The following is a 15257-nucleotide window of genomic DNA, read 5'->3' as shown; positions in this document are numbered from 1 at the left end:
CGTGCATCGGTAGTCTGCAGGCATGTTTGCTTTCCTGCCTTCGATCCCCGGCGTCGATGAGGTTCGGGCCCTCGCCGGACGGGTCGATACCGCCCGCCATCATGGCGTGCCCAACGGCTGCGTGCTCGAACTGGACCTGCGCGCGATGCCGCCGGAGGCGTCGGGCTTTGATCCCCTGGCCCTCATCAGCGGGGGGAGCAGGCCGACGGCGCTGCGCGACATGGTGGCCGCCATCCACCGGGCGGCCGAGGACCCGCGGGTCGCCGGGCTGATCGCCCGTGTGCAACTCACGGCGTCGCCGGCGGCCGCGGTGCAGGAGCTGCGCGAGGCGGTCGTCGCCTTCACCGCCGCCAAGCCGTCACTGGCCTGGGCCGAGACCTACCCGGGCACGCTGTCGTACTACCTGGCTTCGGCCTTCGGTGAGGTCTGGATGCAGCCGGCCGGAAGCGTCGGCCTGATCGGCTTCGCAAGCAATGCCACGTTCCTGCGCGACGCATTCGACAAGGCAGGGATCGAACCCCAATTCGTCGCGCGCGGCGAATACAAGTCGGCGGTAAACCGTTACACCGAGCACACATTCACCGAGGCCCACCGCGAGGCCGTCACGCGGATGTTGCGCAGCGTGCAAGAGCAGGTGTGGGAAGCGGTCGCGAAATCACGCAAGCTCGACGCCGCCACGCTCGACGCGCTGGCCGATCGTGCCCCGCTGTTACGCGAGCAGGCCGTGGCCTCAGGCCTGGTCGACCGGATCGGCTTCCGGGACGAAGCCTTCGAGCGCATTGCGGAACTGGTTGGGGCGGAGGATGTTTCCGATACGACACCACCACGGCTGTACGTGTCGCGCTACGCGGGTGCGGCCCGGTCACGGCTCACTCCGCCGGTGCCGTCGGTTCCCGGGCGCCGCGCCAAGCCGACGGTGGCGGTCATCAACGTCGACGGCGAGATCGTCGATGGTCGTGGTGGACCCCAGTTCCTGCCGTTCGCCAGCCCCGCTGTCGGCGGCGACACCATCGCCGCGGCGCTGCGGGAAGCCGCCGCCGACGACTCGGTGTCGGCGATCGTGCTGCGGGTGAACAGTCCCGGGGGCTCGGTCACCGCATCGGAAACCCTGTGGCGCGAAGTGAAAAGGGCGCGCAAGCGGGGCAAGCCGGTGGTGGCGTCGATGGGTGCGGTCGCCGCATCCGGCGGCTACTACATCGCGGTGGCCGCCGACGCGATCGTGGCCAGCCCCGCAACCATCACCGGTTCGATCGGCGTGTTCACCGGCAAGCTGGTGCTTCGCGATCTGCTGGAGCGGTTGGGCGTCGGGCTGGAAACGGTGCGCACCAACGCCAATGCCGACGCCTGGTCGATCGAATCGCCGTTCACCCCGGAACAGCGCGCCCACCGCGAGGCCGAAGCCGACTTGGTGTACGCGGACTTTCTGGAGCGCGTCGCCGACGGTCGCAACCTGACCACCGAGGCCGTCGAACGCGTCGCCCGTGGCCGGGTGTGGACCGGCGCGGACGCGCGCGAGCGGGGCCTGGTCGACGAACTGGGCGGCTTCCGCACGGCGCTGCGCCGGGCGAAAATCCTTGCCGGACTGGATGAGGACACCGACGTGCGCATCGTGACCTACCCGGGCGGATCGCTGTTGGACATGCTGCGGCCGCGGGCCTCCTCGCAGCCGGCCGCGGCGTCGCTGCCCGACGCGCTCGGCGCGGTGCTGGGCCGCACCATCGGCGGCATCCTGGACAACGTCGAAAGGTCCTACAGCGGGGCCAGCGCGCTCTGGCTGGGACCCGGGCGACTCTAATCCGACGTGGGCGGCCCGGTCAGCTTCGCGGTGATGAAGACGATCTCGCCGAGGGGATCGTCGTTCTCCGGCGCGGGCACCTCGATGCCGTTGCGCCCAAAGAGTTCCGTGCGGGTCACGCCCTGCGCCTGCCATCCGATGCCGGACAGGTAGTCGACGACGTGGTTGCGATCGCCGGCGTAGACGAGCGACGCCATGTCGATGTCGACACCGTGCTCCCGGAATGACCCGGACATCTCACGCACCCGTTCCACGTCGAAATCCACAATGCCCGGCACGAATTCGGTGGCGATTGTGCTGCCGGGTGCGCTGAGCGCGGTGATGTTGTCGAACAGCCGATCCTGGGCCTCCGGTGGCAGATAGATCAGCAGTCCCTCGGCCAGCCAGGCCGTCGGCGCCGCCGTGTCGAATCCCGCCGCCTTCAGCGCGGCCGGCCAGTCCGCGCGCAGATCGATGGGGATGGTGCGCCGCGATGCCGTCGGCTCGGCACCCACATCGGCCAGGGTGGCGCTCTTGAACTCGATCACCCGTGGCTGGTCGATCTCGTAGACCACCGTGCCGGCCGGCCAGGGCAACCGGTAGGCGCGCGAGTCCAGGCCGGAGGCCAGGATCACCACCTGGCGCACTCCGCCACGCGTGGAATCGACGAAGTAATCGTCAAAGTACTTGGTGCGCACGGCCATTCCGTCGACCATCGATTGGAGACGCACCGGCGAGGCATTCTCGATGGCATCCACATCGAGTTCGCCGTCCATCATCTTGGTGAAGAACTCCACTCCGACCGCACGCACCAGCGGCTCGGCGAACGGATCGTTGATCAAACCGCGGGGATCCTTGGTCGCCATCGCGCGCCCGGCGGCGACCATGGTCGCGGTCGCGCCGACGCTGGACGCCAGATCCCACTCATCGTCGTGAGTGCGTGACATAGGTGGAACCCTACTTGAGAGTCGCGGCGACGTAGCTCAGGTCGCCGAAGGCGGCGACCAGTTCTTCGGGGAATTCGAAGCCGTTGCGCGCGTACAGTTCCCTGACGGCATGGGCCCTCACATCCCACCCGTGCTCGGTCAGGTAGTCGACGACGACGCTGCGATCGCCCCGGTAGAACAAATCACCCGCATCGAGGTCGAACCCGGCACGCCGCCACCGCTCGGTGATGCGCTGCAGGCGCTCGTCGGTGAAGGAATTGGGGTCCGGCACGTGTTCGGTGGCCAGCCGGCTGCCCGGCGCGCTGAGCGCGGTGATGTTGTCGAACAGCCGGTCCTGGGCGTCGGGCGGCAGGTAGGGCAGCAGCCCTTCCGCGCTCCACGCGGTCGGCTGGGAAACATCGAATCCCCCCTCGCGCAGGGCGGTTGGCCAGTCGTCGCGCAAGTCGATGCCGATGGTGCGGCGCTCGGCGGTCGGGGTGGCACCGAGGCCGGCCAGCGTATTGGTCTTGAACGCGATGACCTGCGGTTGGTCGATCTCGTAAACCACCGTGCCCGCGGGCCACGACAAGCGGTAGGCCCTGGTGTCCAGGCCGGAAGCGAGGATCACCGCTTGGCGGACACCGGAGTTGGCGAAGAAATCGTCGAAAAACCTGGTGCGCACCGTGATCTGCTCGGCCCTGGTCTTGCGGTTCATCAGCGGGTCGTCGCCGAAATCGACCTCACCGTCGATGATCCGGATGAAGGGGTCCAACCCGACGGCGCGGACCAGAGGATCGGCCAGTTGATCGTCAAGCAGCGGGTTGGGTCCCTGCGACGCCACGGCGCGGGATGCGGCGACCATCGTGGCCGTCGCTCCCACGCTGGACGCCAGGTCCCAGCTGTCGCCCTCGGCGCGTCCCTCACTCATAGATCCCCCAGGTGTACAGCATCTCGCCCATGCGCATGTCGTCGTCGGTGAGCGGGTCAAGTCCATTGGCCGCGAACAGTTCTGCGATGCTGGCGCTGTTCAGCCGCCACCCGCGATCGGCGAGGTATCCAGCCGCCTCGTTGCGGTCGCCGAAGTAGACCAAGCCCGCCATGTCCAGCTCGAACCCGTGCGCACGCCAGCGCTCGGAGATCGTCTGCATGCGCTCCTTCAACTTGTCCTCGTCGCCGGGCTCAGGGTTGGGGGCGCTTTCGGTGGCCAGCCGGCTGCCCGGCGCGCTGAGCTCGGTGATGGTGTCCAGCAGGCGGTCCTGCGCCTCGGGCGGCAAGTAGCCCAGCAGTCCCTCGGCGCTCCAGGCGGTGGGCTGGGACGGGTCGAAGCCGGCGTTGCGCAGCGCGGTGGGCCAGTCGTCGCGCAGATCGACGGCCACCACCCGGCGCTCGGCGGTGGGGACGGCCCCAAGATCGGCAAGGGAGCGGGTCTTGAATTCGATGACCTGCGGTTGGTCGACCTCGTAGACCACCGTTCCGCCCGGCCACGCCAACCGGTAGGGGCGGGCGTCCAGGCCGGAGGCCAGGATCACCGCCTGCTTGATACCCGCGTTGGTCGCGGCCAGGAAGAACTCGTCGAAGAACTTGGTGCGGACCGCCATGTTGTCGGCCATCCGCGACATCGCCCCGGCGGACCCCGCGGCGCCGTCGTGCACGTCGTTCAGCTCGGCGGGATCGAGCTCGCCGCTGGCCAGCCGCGAGAGCAGGTCCACGCCGACCAGCTTGACCAGCGGCTCGGCGAACGGGTCGTCGATCAGTGGGCGCTCGGCGCGGGTGGCCATCGCGCGGGCCGCCGCGACCATCGTCGCGGTCACCCCGACGCTGGAGGCCAGGTCCCAGGTGTCGCCTTCGTACCTGGTGGAAGTCATGTTTGTGCCCCTATCGGAGATAGTCAATCTAATATTTAGCCGATATAACAAGCTTCCCCCACTGTACGCTTCCCGCGTTTAGCGGCAACCTTTACTGATGACGTACGCGGCGGCTGGCAAGGGGGTGCTCATCACGGGTGCCTCGTCGGGATTGGGGGCGGCCCTGGCGCGGCAGCTGGCCGCCCGCGGCGCGGTGGTGGGGCTGATAGCGCGCCGGCGGGACCGGCTGGGCGAGGTGCTGGCCGACTGCCGGCACACCTCACCCGGATCGGCGATTTTCGTGGCCGACCTGGCCGACGCGTCGGCGCTGGGTGACCTGGCGCTGCGGGCCTGGGATGCGCTCGGCGGCATCGACGTGCTGATCAACAACGCCGCGATGCCCAAGCGGCGCAGCGTCATCGAACTGGACCCGGACGAGGCCGAAGACGTCATGCGGGTCAACTTCTTCGCCCCGATGCGCCTGACGCTGGCGCTGTTGCCGCGGATGCTGACACGCGGATCGGGCATGATCGTCAACGTGTCCAGCGTCGGCGGCCGGCTCGGTATAATCCACGAAGCCGCTTACTGTGCAAGCAAATTCGCGCTCTGCGGCTGGAGCGAGTCGATGGCCGTCGACCTGCACGGCACACCGATCAGTGTGAAGCTGATCGAGCCGGGCCCGGTCGACACCGAGATATGGGACCACCCGGGCAGCGAGGAACCGCTCTACCAGGGACCCAAGGTGGCCGCGGACGTGGTGGCCAACGGCATCATCGAGGCCCTGGGCATTGAGCGCTTCGAGCACTACGTGCCCGACATGAAGGCCGTCGTCGACGCCAAGAACGCCGACCTGGATGCGTTCATCGCCGGGGCGGCGGGGATGGCGTCCCGGTGAAGGCCCTCGTCTACGGCGTGCCGCCGGAGCCTTTCGAGGTCCCCGGCGACGCCAACGCGTTGACCCGGAACCTGGCGCAAACCCCGACCGCCCTGCGCGATCTGCCGGATCCGGAACTGCCGCATGAGGACTGGGCGATCACCCGGCCGCGGCTGACCGGGATCTGCGGGTCGGACTCCAAGCAGATCCTGATGGACTTCGGCGAGGGCGACACCGACAACGCCATGGCGGCGTTCTGTTCGTTCCCGCAAGTCATGGGCCACGAGGTGGTCGCCGACGTGGTGGCGCTCGGCCCCAGGGCCCGGGGGCTGCAGGTCGGCGAGCGAGTGGTGCTCAACCCGTGGCTGTCCTGCGGGCCGCGCGGCATCCAACCGCCCTGTCCCGCATGCGAAGCCGGTGATTACACCCTGTGCTGGAGTTTCGCCGACGGCGACATCAAGCCGGGCATTCACACCGGGGTATCAGCCGACGTGACGGGTGGCTACGCCGAACTGATGCCCGCCCACGACAGCATGCTGTTCGCCGTGCCGGAGTCGATGCCCGACGAGATGGCCGTGTTCGCCGACCCGTTCTCGGTGTCGCTGCACGCGATCACCCGCCACCCGCCGCCCCGCTCCGGCGCCGCGCTGGTGTACGGCGCCGGCTCGCTGGGGTTGTGTGCGGTCGCGATCCTGCGGGCGCTGTATCCCGACGTGGCCGTCGCGGCGGTGGCGCGCTTCGCCGCGCAGGCCGAGCTGGCTCGCCGGTTCGGTGCCGCGAAAGTCCTTGCGCACGAACCGCGCCTGGCCGTCATCGAGGAATTGGTCGCGTGGGGCGGTGGCCGGCTGCGCCAGCCGTTGCAGGGATTGCCGATGGCTCACCCCGGCGCGGTCGACGTCGTGTACGACACCGTCGGCAAGCCCGAGACTTTCGAAGTCGGCGTGCGGGTCCTGCGATCGCGGGGGACATTGGTGAAGGCCGGTGTTCACGCCCCCGGCCGCTGGGAGGACAGCCCGCTCTACTTCAAGGAGATCTCGTACGTCGGCTCGAACGCGTTCGGCATCGAAGAGGTGGACGGGCAGCGCAAGCACGCCATCGCCCATTACCTCGACCTGGCCGCCGCCGGGCGGATGGACCTGCGTCCCATGCTCACCCACACCTTCGGGCTGGCGCAATGGCGGGACGCCTTCTCGGCGATCGCGAACCAGGGGGACAGCGGCGCGGTGAAGGTGGGGATCGACCAGCGCTAGGCAAGTGCCCCTTGGGATCCGGTGATCGGCAGGTCGATCGGGGTGATGACACCCGGCGGCGCGTCACAAACGAACGGTATGGCGTTGACCGCCGCGACGGCGGTGCTGTCCATCAACACGGTCATCACGTCCTCACCGGGTCTGCCGAACCGGATGGTCGCGTCGATGAGTGGTTCACCGTCGATCACCACACTGAATCCCTTGGGGTCGGTCCATTTCGGGTCGAGCGCGTCGTCGCTCATGGTCCAGCAGATGGCCAACTCGACCACCGGGCGGCCGCCACGATAGCCGCGATAGGTGCGCCGCTGGCCCCCGGCGGTGCCGGCGGCATAGTTTACCCAGCCTAGATTCAAATCCCTTGTCAGCACGGCGGGTTCGACGAATGCCTCCTTGGCGTCGAGCTCGGTGCCCAACATGGCGGCGATCATGTCCAGCGTCTCGAAGTAGCCGAGACCGTATCGCTGCGTCTCCGGGTCGAGGTAAGTCACCCGCCCACGGGGTGGTTTGCCGAATCCGAGCGCCTTCCACACGTCCTGTACGGGATAGGTTGTGCAGTCCAATGTTTCGACGAGCTTGACGCTGCGGACGCGTCGGCAGGCACCGGTGAGGAACCCTGCGACGACGTTGATGAAGCCCGGCTCGAATCCCGTGCCCAAAAAGGTCGCCCGCCCGTGTTGCGCCGCCTCCTCGAGAGCCGGCAGTTCGGCCGGGTGATGGGTGCCGGTCAGGAAATCTCCCGTCGTGACGACGTTTATGCCGCAGCGCAGCATCCTGATCACCAGCTCGTAGTCGATGACGCGGGGCATGTAGTTCACACAGTCCGGCCGAAGCCCGATCAACGCGTCGGCGTCCGCTGTTGCCTGCACACCGATGGGGGTTCGGTCGGCCAACACACCCACATCGCGGCCCACCTTGTCCGAACCGAACGCGTGAACGCCCACCACGTCGAAGTCGCCGCGGTCCAGCAGGACGCCGAGCGCTCGACTGCCGATGTTGCCGGTCGACCACTGGACTACGCGATATGGCGCCATGACTCACACCGTAAGGTTCGCGTCACGTGTTGGCGCGCAGATAGCCGTACACCGATGCGAAGTTACGGTTGACGTCCTCGGGAATGGGCACCGGGCCGCCGAGTGCGCGTGCGCCCCAGACGATTTGGGCGGTCCGCTCGACCAGGGCGGTGATGTGCAGGACCTTGTCCGGCCGCGGTCCCACCGCCACCAGGCCGTGGTTGGCGATCAGCGCGGCGCCGCGTCCCTCGAGCGCCTTCACGGCGTTGGTGCCGACGTCCGGCGTGCCCGATGCGGCATAGTCGGCGCACCGGACGTCGCCGCCGCAGTACACCGCGAACTCGTCGATGCACGCCGGGATCGCTTCGTGGGCGATGGCGAACATGGTCGCCCACACCGGATGGCTGTGGATGACGCTGCCGATGTCGTCGAAGGCCCGGTAGCAGGCCAGGTGCAGCTGCATCTCCGACGACGGTGAGCGGCCCTCGGCCGCCTGCAGCACCGAGCCGTCCGCGTCGATCAGCACCAGATCGTCGAGCTGCATGTCGCGGTAGTCCACCGACGACGGGGTGATGACGACGTTGCCGTCGGCGCGCCGGGCCGAGATGTTTCCCGCGGTCCCCTCCACCAGGCCGCGGCGCAGCATGTCCTTGGCGGCGTCCAGCACCGCGGCTTCCGGGTTGTCGACGTACTTCATGGCCCCAGCACCTCCGGGTTGACGATGTGAATGGGCGCCTTGCCGGCCAGCAGCGCCTCCAGGTCGTCGGCCACCATCTGCGCCTGCCGCGCCTCGGTGTCGAAGGTGGCGCCCCCGATGTGCGGCGTCAGCACCACGTTGGGCATCGCCACCAGCGGGTGATCGACCGGCAGCCATTCGCCGGCGAAGTGGTCGAGCCCCGCGGCGCCCACCTTGCCCGCGGCCAGGGCGTCCACCAGGGCATCGGTGTCGTGCAGCTGGGCGCGCGCCGTGTTGAGGAAGACCACGCCGTCGCGCATGGCGGCGAACTCCCGCGCGCCGATCATGCCTGCGGTGTCGTCGGTGACCGGGGCGTGCAGCGAGACCACGTCGGCCTCGCTCAGCAGCTCGTCGAGGCTGTGCCGGGCGTCGGGGTTGTAGGGGTCGTGCGCGATGACCCGCAGGCCCAGTCCGGACAACCGCCATTGCGTCGCCCGGCCGACGGCGCCCAGGCCCACCAGCCCCGCGGTGAGGCCGGCGATCTCGGCCGCGCGAAACCGCTGATACGGGATGCTGCCGTCCCGAAAGATGTTGCCGCTGCGGACATCCGCGTCCGCGCTCAGCACGTGACGGGTGGCGGCCAGCAGCAGGGCCACCGTCATCTCGGCGACGGCATCGGCGTTGCGGGCCGGGGTGTTGAGCACCGGGATGCCGGCCGCGGTGGCGCCCGCGATGTCGACGTTGTTGGGGTCGCCGCGGGTGGACGCGATCGCCCGCACGCCGAGGCCGAACACCGGGCCGCGCACCGAATCGCCTTCCACCACCACGATTTCGGCGGATTCGGCGGTGATTCGCTCGGCCAGCTGCTCGGGGCTGTAGATGCGCAGCGGGGTCTGCTCGATCCAGGGGTCGTACACGACGTCGGCCAGCTCACGCAGTTTGGCGAAGCCCACCCCCCGCAGCGGGGCGGTCACCAAGGCGCGCGGTTTAGACGTCACGAGTGCCAATGCTGGCGTACGGTGACGCCCGTGTCACGCAAAGACGTCACAATCGGCATCGACGTCGGCAGCACCGCGGTCAAGGCGATAGCCGCCGACGCCGACGGCAACGTGACGGGCCGCGTGCGCATCCCGCATGAGCTGCGGGTGCCGGCGCCCGACCAGCTCGAGCACGACGCCGAGGCGGCGTGGCGCCGTGGGCCGTCGGCGGCCCTGGGCGAGCTGATCCACCAGCCCGGCATCGCGGCGGCGGCCGTCTCCGCGATGGTGCCGTCGATGACCGCCGTCGACGACAGCGGCACGCCCATCACCCCGGGGCTCCTCTACGGCGACGGCCGGGGCCGCGCGCCCGGCGGCCCGGAACAACAAGCGCAGCCGCTGCCCGCGCTCGGCGAGGCCGCGGAGTTCCTGCGCTGGACGGCCGCCCACGCACCGGGCGCGGCCGGCTACTGGCCCGCGCCGGCGGTGGCCAACCACGCGCTGGCGGGCCAGCCGGTGATCGACATCGCCACCGCCGCCACCGCGTTCCCCCTGTTCGACGGGACGGGCTGGAATGCCGAGGCCTGCGCCGAGCGCGGCGCGGCCGTCGAACAGATGCCCCGAGTGGAGAGCATGGGAGCCGTCGTCGGGCAGGTGCGCGGCACCGACGCCGCGTTGGCCACCGGCGCCATCGACGCGCTGTGCGAGCAGATCGTCGCCGGCGCCGACCACGACGGCGACGTACTGGTGATGTGCGGCACCACGCTGATCGTGTGGACCACCATCTCGCAGGCGCGGCAGATGCCCGGCCTGTGGACCATTCCGCACACCACGCCCGGCAAGAGCCAGATCGGCGGTGCCAGCAACGCGGGCGGGCTGTTCCTGGGCTGGGTGGATCGCGTTGTGGCAGCGGCGGATCCGACCGATGTCGAACCAGGGCGCGTTCCGGTGTGGGCGCCCTACCTGCGCGGTGAGCGCACGCCGTTTCACGATCGGGACCGCCGGGGCGTGCTCGAGGCCCTGGATCTCACCCACGACGCCGCCGCGCTGCGGCGCGCCGCCTACGAGGCGTCCGGCTTCGTGGTCCGCAGCCTCATCGAACTCGGCGGCGCCCCGGTGTCGCGCATCGTGGCCACCGGCGGCGGCACGCGAGTCGCGCCGTGGCTGCAGGCGATCGCCGACGCCACCGGGCGGCCCGTCGAGGTCTCCGGGGTGGCGGAAGGGGCGGCGCTGGGAGCGGCATTTCTGGCGCGGATGGCGGTTGGGCTGGAGACGACCATCGCCGATGCCGCCCGATGGGCCCGCATCGATCGCATCGTCGAGCCAGATCCCGCCTGGGCGAGCGCGGTCAAGGATCGCTATCAGCGCTTCGGCGAGCTGGGGAGCCGCAGATGTAGCGCGGTGACACCACCGGCGTTCTAGGCTGGTGCAATGACCGACCAGGACCGCAAAGCCGTCCGCCGCGAAATCGCGGACGCACTGTTGAAAGCCCTTGAGCGACGGCACGAAATCGCCGACGTCGTCGTGGAATCGGAGAACAAGGCGGCCGCGGTGGAGGCGATCGTCCGCCTGCTCGACACCTCCCACGTCGCCGCCGAAGCGGTGATGGGCATGTCGTTCGATCAGCTCACCGTCGACTCGCGCCGCAAGATCCTCGCCGAGCTCGAAGACCTGAACAAGCAGCTGAGCTTCACCCTGGGCGAGCGTCCGGCGAGCCTGGGCGAGACACTCGAGCTGCGGCCCTTCTCCGCCGCGGCCGACCGCGACATCTTCGCCGTGCGCACCGAGGACATCGGCTTCGCCGGGGACGGCTCCGGTGGACCCGCCGGCAACGTGGACGACGAGATCAAGGCCGCGCTGGCACGCGTCGCCGACGAAGAGGCCGCGTGGTTCGTGGCCATCGACTCCGGCGAGAAGGTCGGCATGGTGTTCGGCGAGCTGGTCCGGGGCGAGGTCGACGTCCGGATCTGGATCCACCCCGATCACCGCAAGCGGGGCTACGGCACCGCCGCGCTGCGCAAGTCGCGCTCGGAGATGGCGTGGTGTTTCCCCGCGGTGCCCATGGTCGTGCGCGCGCCGGCGGCCAACCCCCGCTGAGCTTTCAGCGCAGGGTGGCGGTGACGGAGACGATGTTGCGGAACTGCGCCGTCGCCTCGTCGTCGTGGAATTCCAGGCCGTAGTCGCCGAACAGCTCGCGGCGCGGGCGGGCGGCCACCTCCCAGCCCTTGCCGGTCAGGTAGTCCACGACGTTGCTGCGCTCGCCGTCGAAGAACAGGCCCGACAGGTCGATGTCGCAGCCGACCTTGGCCCACCTGTCGTTGAATTCCCGGGCGCGCTGCGACATCGTCGTGCCCGCGGCGGCGGGGTGGTACTCGGTGGCCAGCACGCTGCCGGGGGCGCTGAGCTCGGTGATGTTGTCGAAGAGCCGGTCCTGGGCCTCGGGCGGCAGGTACATCAGCAGGCCCTCGGCGCTCCACGAGCTCGGTTGCGTCGCGTCAAAACCGCTGGCGCGCAGCGCGGCCGGCCAGTCGTCGCGCAGGTCGACGCTGACAGTGCGCCGCTCGGCGGTCGGCGTGGCGGCCAGGCTGGACATGGTGGCGCTCTTGAACTCGATGACGGCCGGCTGGTCGACCTCGTAGACCACGCAGCCGGGCGGCCAGCTCAGCCGGTAGGCGCGGGCGTCGAGGCCGGCCGCCAGGATCACGGCCTGGCGGACCCCGTCGCGGGCGGCGCCCGTGAAGAAGTCGTCGAAGAAGCGGGTGCGCACCGCGATGGAGTCGGTCTCCAGCCCCAGATCCTTGCCCCTACCCTCGTAGCCCTCGGACCCGGCGACCTCACCGTCGACCAGGCGCCGGAAGAAATCCAGACCGACGGCGCGCACCAGGGGCGCGGCGAACGGGTCGTTGATGATCGGGTTGCCGGCCTCGCTGGCCAGTGCGCGGGCCGCGGCGACCATCGTGGCCGTGGCACCGACGCTCGAGGCCAGGTCCCAGCTGTCCTGGTCAGTGCGTGTCATGCTGCTCCCAAGTTATTTAGCAAATGCAACGAGTCACGACGAACTCTACGCCTCACGGCGTACGGCTGCGGGGTATCGAAAGGCCGACGCAAAGGCCCTGACCAGACCTTGGCGTACCAGCTGTTAGTCTCGTACACGGTTTGACGCGCTTTAGATAAGGCGGCCGTACGTCCTGGCCTGCGGGTGTTGGGCGCGTGATGCAGGAAACCCCGGCTGCGCAGGAGGAAGAGTTGCTTTCCGCTTTCATCTCATCGCTGCGGACAGTCGACCTGAGACGGAAGATCCTCTTCACGCTTGGCATCGTCGTCTTGTATCGGGTCGGCGCCGCGCTACCGTCCCCTGGCGTCAACTTCCCCAACGTCCAGCAGTGCATCAAAGAGGCCAGCGGCGGCGCGGCCGGACAGATCTATTCGCTGATCAACCTGTTCTCCGGTGGTGCGCTGCTCAAACTAACCGTGTTCGCGGTGGGGGTGATGCCCTACATCACCGCCAGCATCATCGTGCAGCTGCTCACGGTGGTCATCCCGCGGTTCGAGGAGCTGCGCAAGGAAGGCCAATCCGGCCAGGCCAAGATGACGCAGTACACCCGGTATCTGGCCATCGCGCTGGCCATCCTGCAGGCCACCAGCATCGTGGCCCTGGCGGCCAACGGTGGGCTGCTGCAGGGCTGCTCGCTCGACATCATCGCCGACCAGAGCATCTTCACGCTGGTCGTCATCGTGCTGGTGATGACCAGCGGGGCGGCGCTGGTGATGTGGATGGGTGAGCTGATCACCGAGCGCGGCATCGGCAACGGCATGTCGCTGCTGATCTTCGTGGGCATCGCGGCGCGCATCCCCGCCGAGGGCAAGCAGATCCTGGACAGCCGCGGCGGGATGATCTTCGGCGCGGTCCTGATCGCCGCGCTGGTCATCATCGTCGGCGTGGTGTTCGTCGAGCAGGGCCAGCGGCGGATCCCCGTCCAGTACGCCAAGCGCATGGTCGGGCGCCGCATGTACGGCGGAACGTCGACGTATCTGCCGCTCAAGGTCAACCAGGCCGGTGTTATCCCGGTGATCTTCGCGTCCTCGCTGATCTACATCCCGCACCTGATCACCCAGCTGATCCGCAGCGGCGCCGGAGGCGTGGGCAACAGCTGGTGGGACAAGTTCGTCGGCACCTACCTGTCCGACCCGAGCGACCCGGTGTACATCGCCATCTACTTCGGCCTGATCATCTTCTTCACGTACTTCTACGTCTCGATCACCTTCAACCCCGACGAGCGCGCCGACGAGATGAAGAAGTTCGGCGGCTTCATTCCCGGCATCCGGCCGGGCAAGCCGACGGCCGATTACCTGCGTTTCGTGCTGAGCCGGATCACCCTGCCGGGCTCGATCTACCTCGGCGCAATTTCGGTGCTGCCCAACTTGTTCCTGCAGATCGGCAATAGCGGAGCGGTGCAGAATCTGCCGTTCGGCGGTACCGCGGTGTTGATCATGATTGGCGTGGGCTTGGATACGGTCAAGCAGATCGAGAGCCAGCTCATGCAGCGCAACTATGAAGGGTTCCTCAAGTGAGAGTCGTTTTGCTGGGACCGCCGGGGGCGGGCAAGGGGACGCAGGCCCAGAAGCTCGCGGAGAAGCTGGGAATCCCGCAAATCTCCACCGGAGAGCTGTTCCGTAGCAACATCGAGAACGGCACCAAGCTCGGCCTGGAGGCCAAGCGCTACCTCGACGCCGGCGACCTGGTGCCCTCCGAGTTGACCAACCAGCTCGTCGACGACCGGCTGAACGATTCGGACGCGGCCAACGGTTTCATCCTGGACGGGTACCCACGCTCGATCGAGCAGGCCAAGGCGCTGCACGACATGCTGGGACGCCGGGGCACCGACATCGACGCCGTGCTGGAATTCCGGGTCTCCGAAGACGAGTTGCTGCAACGGCTGAAGGGCCGCGGGCGCGCCGACGACACCGACGACGTCATCCTGAACCGGATGAAGATCTACCGCGCCGAGACCGCGCCGCTGCTGGATTACTACAGCGACGAACTCAAGACGGTCGACGCCATCGGCACCATGGACGAAGTGTTCGCCCGCGCGCTGCAGGCGCTGGGCAAGTAGGGATGAACCCGCTGGCGCGGCTGCGGGGTCGCAAGGTGGTGCCGCAGCGCAGTGCCGGCGAACTCGACGCGATGGCCGCGGCCGGCGCGGTGGTGGCGGCGGCCTTGCGGGCGGTCCACGCGGCCGCGGCGTCCGGGGTGTCGACGCTGAGCCTGGACCAGATCGCCGAATCCGTGATCCGGGACGCCGGCGCGGTGCCGTCGTTCCTGGGCTATCACGGGTACCCCGCGTCGATCTGCGCGTCGGTGAACGAGCGCGTGGTGCACGGGATTCCCTCTGCCGCCGAGATTTTGGTGCCCGGTGACCTGGTGTCGATCGATTGCGGGGCGGTGCTCGACGGCTGGCACGGCGACGCCGCGATCACCTTCGGAGTGGGGACGCTGGATGCGGCCGACGAAGCCTTGTCGCAGGCGACCAGGGAATCGCTGGAGGCCGGGATCGCGGCCATGGTGCCCGGTAACCGGTTGACCGACGTCTCGCACGCCATCGAGATGGGCACCCGCGACGCCGAGGCCCGCCATGCGCGGTCGTTCGGGATCGTCGAGGGCTACGGCGGCCACGGCATCGGCCGCCAGATGCACATGGACCCGTTTCTGCCCAACGAGGGCTCGCCGGGACGCGGCCCCCTGCTGGCCGCCGGATCGGTGCTGGCCATCGAACCGATGCTGACGCTGGGAACCGGCAAGACCGTGGTGCTCGACGACCAGTGGACGGTCACCACCACCGACGGGTCGCGGGCGGCCCACTGGGAGCACACCGTGGCGGTCACCGACGCCGGGCCACGCATCCTGACCTCGGCTTAGTCGCCGACT

Annotated in this window: 15 protein-coding genes; 8 read left to right on the top strand and 7 right to left on the bottom strand. The window is 68.9% G+C overall.

The genetic code is table 11. The features are described from left to right. Positions 1-22: 22 nt before the first annotated feature. Complete coding sequence (gene sppA / locus AC5Y7E_RS05230) at positions 23-1795, top strand: signal peptide peptidase SppA (RefSeq protein WP_499947837.1); 1773 nt, start codon at positions 23-25, stop codon at positions 1793-1795. Here the strand turns inward: sppA and AC5Y7E_RS05225 are convergent. The 3 genes from AC5Y7E_RS05225 to AC5Y7E_RS05215 are packed head-to-tail and all read right to left on the bottom strand — an operon-like array spanning position 1792 to position 4565. Then, positions 1792-2721, bottom strand: coding sequence for a class I SAM-dependent methyltransferase (locus tag AC5Y7E_RS05225; protein ID WP_499947835.1), 930 nt, complete (start codon positions 2719-2721; stop codon positions 1792-1794). The two genes, sppA and AC5Y7E_RS05225, sit on opposite strands and share 4 nt — an antisense overlap. Positions 2722-2731: 10 nt before the next feature. Further along, complete coding sequence (locus AC5Y7E_RS05220) at positions 2732-3628, bottom strand: class I SAM-dependent methyltransferase (RefSeq protein WP_499947833.1); 897 nt, start codon at positions 3626-3628, stop codon at positions 2732-2734. Then, positions 3621-4565 (bottom strand): class I SAM-dependent methyltransferase, encoded by a 945-nt coding sequence (locus AC5Y7E_RS05215; protein WP_499947830.1) that lies wholly within the window; start codon positions 4563-4565, stop codon positions 3621-3623. The genes AC5Y7E_RS05220 and AC5Y7E_RS05215 overlap by 8 nt, the downstream gene beginning before the upstream one ends. A gap of 97 nt (positions 4566-4662) precedes the next feature. On the opposite strand from AC5Y7E_RS05215, the gene AC5Y7E_RS05210 reads away from it, so the two are divergent. After that, entirely contained in the window at positions 4663-5439 is a 777-nt protein-coding gene (locus AC5Y7E_RS05210) for an SDR family NAD(P)-dependent oxidoreductase (protein WP_499947826.1), read from the top strand. Beyond that, complete coding sequence (locus AC5Y7E_RS05205) at positions 5436-6668, top strand: zinc-dependent alcohol dehydrogenase (protein ID WP_499947825.1); 1233 nt, start codon at positions 5436-5438, stop codon at positions 6666-6668. The genes AC5Y7E_RS05210 and AC5Y7E_RS05205 overlap by 4 nt, the downstream gene beginning before the upstream one ends. Here AC5Y7E_RS05205 and AC5Y7E_RS05200 read toward each other — a convergent pair. The 3 genes from AC5Y7E_RS05200 to AC5Y7E_RS05190 are packed head-to-tail and all read right to left on the bottom strand — an operon-like array spanning position 6665 to position 9352. Further along, the gene (locus tag AC5Y7E_RS05200; RefSeq protein ID WP_499947822.1) at positions 6665-7699 is read right to left on the bottom strand and encodes an NAD(P)H-dependent amine dehydrogenase family protein; all 1035 of its coding nucleotides are present in this window, start codon (positions 7697-7699) and stop codon (positions 6665-6667) included. The genes AC5Y7E_RS05205 and AC5Y7E_RS05200 overlap by 4 nt on opposite strands. A 22-nt stretch (positions 7700-7721) precedes the next feature. Beyond that, entirely contained in the window at positions 7722-8375 is a 654-nt protein-coding gene (locus AC5Y7E_RS05195; RefSeq protein WP_499920689.1) for an L-fuculose-phosphate aldolase, read from the bottom strand. Continuing rightward, a complete protein-coding gene (locus AC5Y7E_RS05190; protein WP_499947821.1) occupies positions 8372-9352 on the bottom strand; it encodes an NAD(P)-dependent oxidoreductase in 981 nt (326 codons plus the stop codon). Before AC5Y7E_RS05190 ends, AC5Y7E_RS05195 begins: the two co-directional genes overlap by 4 nt. Before the next feature lie 30 nt (positions 9353-9382). On the opposite strand from AC5Y7E_RS05190, the gene AC5Y7E_RS05185 reads away from it, so the two are divergent. Beyond that, complete coding sequence (locus AC5Y7E_RS05185; RefSeq protein ID WP_499947818.1) at positions 9383-10753, top strand: xylulokinase; 1371 nt, start codon at positions 9383-9385, stop codon at positions 10751-10753. Between the two features lie 9 nt (positions 10754-10762). Beyond that, positions 10763-11428, top strand: a complete 666-nt coding sequence (locus AC5Y7E_RS05180) for a GNAT family N-acetyltransferase (protein WP_499947813.1) — start codon at positions 10763-10765, stop codon at positions 11426-11428. A 4-nt stretch (positions 11429-11432) separates the two neighbouring features. On the opposite strand, the gene AC5Y7E_RS05175 is transcribed toward AC5Y7E_RS05180, so the two are convergent. Next, the gene (locus AC5Y7E_RS05175) at positions 11433-12347 is read right to left on the bottom strand and encodes a class I SAM-dependent methyltransferase (RefSeq protein WP_499947810.1); all 915 of its coding nucleotides are present in this window, start codon (positions 12345-12347) and stop codon (positions 11433-11435) included. Positions 12348-12577: 230 nt separating this feature from the next. On the opposite strand from AC5Y7E_RS05175, the gene secY reads away from it, so the two are divergent. Genes secY through map form a run of 3 tightly spaced genes read left to right on the top strand, consistent with a single transcriptional unit; the run spans position 12578 to position 15248 of the window. Continuing rightward, entirely contained in the window at positions 12578-13903 is a 1326-nt protein-coding gene (gene secY, locus AC5Y7E_RS05170) for a preprotein translocase subunit SecY (protein WP_499920784.1), read from the top strand. Continuing rightward, positions 13900-14445: an adenylate kinase gene (locus AC5Y7E_RS05165; RefSeq protein WP_067129257.1), complete on the top strand. Its 546-nt coding sequence runs from the start codon at positions 13900-13902 to the stop codon at positions 14443-14445. The genes secY and AC5Y7E_RS05165 overlap by 4 nt, the downstream gene beginning before the upstream one ends. A gap of 2 nt (positions 14446-14447) precedes the next feature. Beyond that, entirely contained in the window at positions 14448-15248 is an 801-nt protein-coding gene (gene map, locus AC5Y7E_RS05160) for a type I methionyl aminopeptidase (RefSeq protein ID WP_499947805.1), read from the top strand. Positions 15249-15257: the final 9 nt, after the last annotated feature.

This window comes from Mycobacterium sp. NGS17 (assembly GCF_059813205.1).
This window is presented reverse-complemented; position numbering and strand designations above follow the sequence as displayed.